5 protein-coding genes are annotated in these 4,466 nt (G+C 61.2%); 3 read left to right on the top strand and 2 right to left on the bottom strand.

The window, feature by feature from the left end:
- Positions 1-116 precede the first annotated feature (116 nt).
- Positions 117-542, bottom strand: a complete 426-nt coding sequence (locus tag CH341_RS28615) for an H-NS histone family protein (protein WP_111422550.1) — start codon at positions 540-542, stop codon at positions 117-119.
- A gap of 719 nt (positions 543-1,261) precedes the next feature.
- On the opposite strand from CH341_RS28615, the gene CH341_RS28610 reads away from it, so the two are divergent.
- The 3 genes from CH341_RS28610 (at position 1,262) to CH341_RS28600 (ending at position 3,915) form a co-directional block, all read left to right on the top strand.
- Positions 1,262-2,224, top strand: a complete 963-nt coding sequence (locus CH341_RS28610; RefSeq protein WP_210208657.1) for a PGN_0703 family putative restriction endonuclease — start codon at positions 1,262-1,264, stop codon at positions 2,222-2,224.
- Positions 2,225-2,302: 78 nt separating this feature from the next.
- On the top strand, positions 2,303-3,259 hold the full coding sequence (locus CH341_RS28605) for an ArdC family protein (protein WP_111422552.1): 957 nt from the start codon (positions 2,303-2,305) through the stop codon (positions 3,257-3,259).
- On the top strand, positions 3,256-3,915 hold the full coding sequence (locus tag CH341_RS28600; RefSeq protein ID WP_111422547.1) for a metallophosphoesterase family protein: 660 nt from the start codon (positions 3,256-3,258) through the stop codon (positions 3,913-3,915). The genes CH341_RS28605 and CH341_RS28600 overlap by 4 nt, the downstream gene beginning before the upstream one ends.
- A gap of 124 nt (positions 3,916-4,039) precedes the next feature.
- Here the strand turns inward: CH341_RS28600 and CH341_RS28595 are convergent, their stop codons facing one another.
- Positions 4,040-4,300 carry a helix-turn-helix domain-containing protein gene (locus CH341_RS28595; RefSeq protein WP_111422545.1) on the bottom strand — a complete coding sequence of 87 codons (261 nt, stop codon included), beginning with the start codon at positions 4,298-4,300 and terminating at the stop codon, positions 4,040-4,042.
- Positions 4,301-4,466 lie beyond the last annotated feature (166 nt).

Below are 4,466 nucleotides of genomic sequence, written 5' to 3'. Positions count from 1 at the left end.
ACGACGTTGAGCCGTATGCCCCTCGGAAAATTGCCGCCCGCGACGGCAGTTCAGCATCCATAGGGCTGAGCAATTACAACGAATCACCACGCCGCCCCTTCTAGCCGAACAGTCTGTCAGCCCTTTTTGCGGTCGGACTTCTTGGTGACCGGCTTGCCTCGCTTGCGCGGCACCCGGATCGCCGCGGCGGCGACGCGGCGCTCTTCGTCTGCAGCTTCGCCTACCGCGAATTCCTCGATTGGATGCCCTTCGTCGAGCAGCGCCGACAGCCACTTCGGACGCGCACCGCGCCCGGCCCACGTTTCGCCGTTCGGGCCACGGAACTTCGGTTCGACCTTTATACCCTTCAATGCGCTGCTGCGCTCGCCCTTTACTGGGCGGCCGCGCTTCGCCCCTTCCCGGTAGCCGAGCGCCTGGAGCTGCTGGCGCAGCTGCGCAGCCCGCTCATCAAGTTCGGTGTCGATTTCAGCTCTCAACGCGAACAGCGCGTCGACATCCATATTCTCAAGATCCGCGACATTCTTTGATTTTGTGGTAGCCATGGAATTCTCCGTTCGCCCAAGCCAGTACGGCCGGTCGCGATTCGAAGTGGAATTGTATCGTTCAGGAATTCGGCCGGGAATAGAAAATGGGCCGACGATTGTATAAATTCAAAAATGAGTTGGGCAAGCAGCTAATGCAAGCGGATGCTGCTTGTGCAATTGCAGCAATTTAACCGCTGCAAGCAAACGGCAAGGCCGGGTCCCGAGTATTCGGGAACCGACCTGCCTTCTTACTTTCACCCGCTTGTCGCACGCGCCTCGCTCCGCCTCCATCCGCTCATCTGAAGCTCTCGTGGTCAGGCCGCCGCGATTTCTCCCGCTGGGACTGCTCGATCTTCCGCCGCCGGACCTGTCCGCGCCGCCAATCGGGATCCGGGTGTGCTTTCCGCAGCTTCCTTGTCGAGGGCGCGTAGCGCGCCTGCGCAATATGATCTATAGGCCCATTCATCTATATACCCTGCCCTGCCCACTTACCTAACGAGACGAATACGCCATAGAACACACCATCACCAACACCACCATCATCATCCACACCTTCCAGTCCCTTACCACTTTCAGGCAGAGCATTTCCATGCACGACCAACACGACGTGCGCTGCGAAATCGAAGCCGACCTCCCTGGGCCGGACAGGGTTCCACCACCAGGACGCGCCCGCGTTCGTGTGCAAGCAATTTCTCCGAGTGTTCATTGAATTCACCCCTCTGACCAGGGGTGCAACAATGACCACTGCCGATTACGGGCGCCTTCCGTTCGTGCCCTCCCGAACGCTGCGCGACCACGCCGTCTTCGAAACCACCGACAATCGGTTCCGAACCGCCGCCCGACTCCGTCAAGCACTGTGGCGCGAAGCCGAGGGCCTTCCCCGGGGTTCATACAAAGATGAGAAGGGCCGCTGGCGAACAATCGGGAGTTGCCTCAAACGCGCCGCGGCGCAGGACGGCGGCAACTTCATGTCGCCAGAAATCGCCGCCCTTGTTCGTCGGGAGGTCGCCTACCGGGAGGATGGCGCGCTGTTTGACCAACAGCGTCTGTTCACCAACCTGCTTTCATCTCACCCTCTGACCTTCAACCTCTTTGGCCCGCTCAAGAAAGATCTCGACGCGGCGACGCGCCTTCATCGCAAACTCTTCCCGGATCTCGTTCATGAGGTCACGGAGATTCTCTTCGAGCATTCGCCGGGCCGGCGCGATCCGTCACTTCTTGGCGACTACACCGCATTCGATGTCCTCCTGCGCTGTCGGGGCCCCAAGCGTAAACGGTCCTTCATAGCCATCGAGGTGAAGTACGCCGAAACAATGTATGAGCCGCCCGCTCGGCTCCGACCCCGGTACGACCAAGCCTCGGCCACGAGCAACCTCTTCATCAACCCCGACGACGGTCGTCTGCGGGACAACCCGCTGCAGCAACTGTGGAGACAGCACATGCTGGCCGAAATGGCCCGCCAACGCGGTGATTATGATCAGGGCGCCTTCGTCGTGATCGCGCCGAGACTGAACCCTCGTGTCGAACGCGCTGTACATCTCTACAGCGCTCACCTTCACGCCACACTCGACCGAACATCCTTCGGCTTCATCACCCTCGAAGATTTCGTCGACAGCATCAAAGCAGCCGGGCTCACCCACGCCGCTGACTGGGTTCATCGGCGCTACTGCGATTTCAGTGACGTCGACGCTCTGATCTGACCGCCGGCGCAGTTGTCGCAATCCCTCGCTCGGCCAGCACGCCATTGGCCGAGCGTCACTGCCTGCATGGGGGTACTTATGGCTGCTAGCCGTTTCGACATCCACGAGCAGATTACCAACCAGATCATCGGCATGTTGGCCGAAGCCAAAAGGACGACGGGCCTGCCGTGGCATACGGCCGGCGGACTGCGTCGCCCGATCAACGTCCTCACCGGCAAGGCGTATCGAGGCATCAATATCCTGACGCTTTGGATGGCCGCCACACAGCATGGATATCAGTCCGGCAGGTGGGGAACCTATCGCCAGTGGGCCGAAGTCGGTGCGCAGGTCCGCAAAGGCGAGAAGGCGGCCTTCATCGTCTTCTACCGGGACGTTCCCTGCACCGACGACTCCGGATCGAATGACGATGACAATGGCGAGGGCGGCAGGGCCCGGGCCGTCGTCGCGCGCGCCTCGCCGGTGTTCGCCGCCGAACAGGTCGACAGCTACTGTCCACCGATCACAGCCCCGACCGACCCTGTCGTCGCGCATGCGCAAGCCGAGCAGCTAGTCGCGCGGAGCGGAGCCACCGTCGTTCATGGTGGCGATCGGGCCTATTACACGACGGCAACCGACAGCATCCATATGCCTTGGCCGGCTGCCTTCATCGGCACGCCCACAAGTTCACCGACGGAGTCCTACTACGCTGTCCTCTTCCACGAACTCACGCACTGGACCGGACACGAGACCCGCTGCAATCGCCAGCTGGGGAGGCGCTTCGGCCTAGACGCCTATGCAATGGAGGAACTCGTCGCCGAACTGGGCGCCGCGTTCCTGAGTGCCGATCTCGGAGTCGCCGCTTCGCCGCGGGCGGACCACGCCCATTACATCGCGAGCTGGCTCGATGTCCTTAAGCGGGACAAGCGAGCGATCTTCGCCGCCGCGTCCAAAGCCTCGGCAGCTGCAGATTTCTTGATGCCAAGTCAGAACGTGCCGCGCCAGCCAGCCAACACGACCGCCGTCGTCCACAGGCCGGATCAAATGGGGACACCATGAGAACGTACGCGATCGGCGATGTCCACGGCATGGTGTACCTGCTCCGCCGCTTGATCGGCCGCTGCCTTCAGGACGGCAGAGGTCACGCCTTGAGGTTCGTTCTTCTTGGCGACTACGTTGACCGCGGTCCCAACACGAAGGAGTCGGTTCAGCAGATCTTCCAACTGCAACAGGCGCGGCCTGCAAAGTTCATCTGCCTGCGCGGGAACCATGAAGCGCTCCTGCTCGCCGCGTGCCAAGGAGAAGCGGCCGAGCGCCACTGGCTGATGAATGGTGGAACGGCCACCCTTCGCAGTTATGGTGCCCAGCGTTCCATGGACCTCCCTGCAGACCACCTCGAATGGCTTAAGGCACTCCCGACCAGCCATGACGACGGGCTGCGGTTGTTCGTTCATGCCGGCATCGATCCCAACAGGCCTATCGACCAGCAGGTCGATCACGACTTGCTGTGGATTCGCGATCGTTTCCTGGAGGACGAGCGCAACCACGGACGGTTCATCGTCCACGGCCACACGCCTTTATCGGACGGCTTCCCCGACCTTCGGACCAATCGGGTCAACCTCGACACCGGCGCCGGATATGGCGGACCGCTGACCGCCGCCGTCTTCGACGACGTGGACGCACGACCGATTCGGTTCATACAGGCGGTACCGTGACGGCGCGAGCCAGCTCAACTTCGGCGACATACACTGAGGCGCAGACACCTGCTCGTTGATCCTGGGCTGAGAAATTCTTGGCCCCTACCTGCTCCGAGCGACCTTCGCCTGTGCTTCCGGACTTCTACTTAGGTCGCCGGCCGCTCTTCAACGGTTCTGGTTTCCGGTCGCCGCGTGCAGGTTCAGCTAAAAGATCGGAGATGTCTGCGCCAACAGCACTGGCCAGCTTCTCCAGTAGCCCGACTGTCGGATTCTCCAAGGCGCCTTCCAGACGCGATACGTAGGACACATCGACGTTCGCGTCGACCGCCAGGCTCTCCTGCGAAAGCTGTCGGCTTACCCTCAGTCGTCTCAGATTCCAGGCAATTCGTTTCGCCGCCTTCATGCGGCGATGGGAGCGATGTTGCTCCAGATTAATCCATGGATTATGGTCAAACCATTGATGGCTTTCGGGCGAGGAGCGCTGAAAATTTCGTAATTGCTCAGCCCTATGGATGCTGAACTGCCGTCGCGGGCGGCAATTTTCCGAGGGGCATACGGCTCAACGTCGT

Source organism: Rhodoplanes roseus, from assembly GCF_003258865.1.
GTDB classification, from domain to species: Bacteria; Pseudomonadota; Alphaproteobacteria; order Rhizobiales; family Xanthobacteraceae; genus Rhodoplanes; species Rhodoplanes roseus.
Note: the sequence above shows the minus strand (reverse complement) of the source record. Positions and strands in the feature narration are given on the sequence as shown.

Excerpts from the sequence above, each read along its gene's own strand:
- CH341_RS28615 (WP_111422550.1), bottom strand. The coding sequence starts at position 542 with ATGGCTACCACAAAATCAAAGAATGTCGCGGATCTTGAGAATATGGAT.
- CH341_RS28605 (WP_111422552.1), top strand. The coding sequence starts at position 2,303 with ATGGCTGCTAGCCGTTTCGACATCCACGAGCAGATTACCAACCAGATC.
- CH341_RS28595 (WP_111422545.1), bottom strand. The coding sequence starts at position 4,300 with ATGAAGGCGGCGAAACGAATTGCCTGGAATCTGAGACGACTGAGGGTA.
- CH341_RS28610 (WP_210208657.1), top strand. The coding sequence starts at position 1,262 with ATGACCACTGCCGATTACGGGCGCCTTCCGTTCGTGCCCTCCCGAACG.
- CH341_RS28600 (WP_111422547.1), top strand. The coding sequence starts at position 3,256 with ATGAGAACGTACGCGATCGGCGATGTCCACGGCATGGTGTACCTGCTC.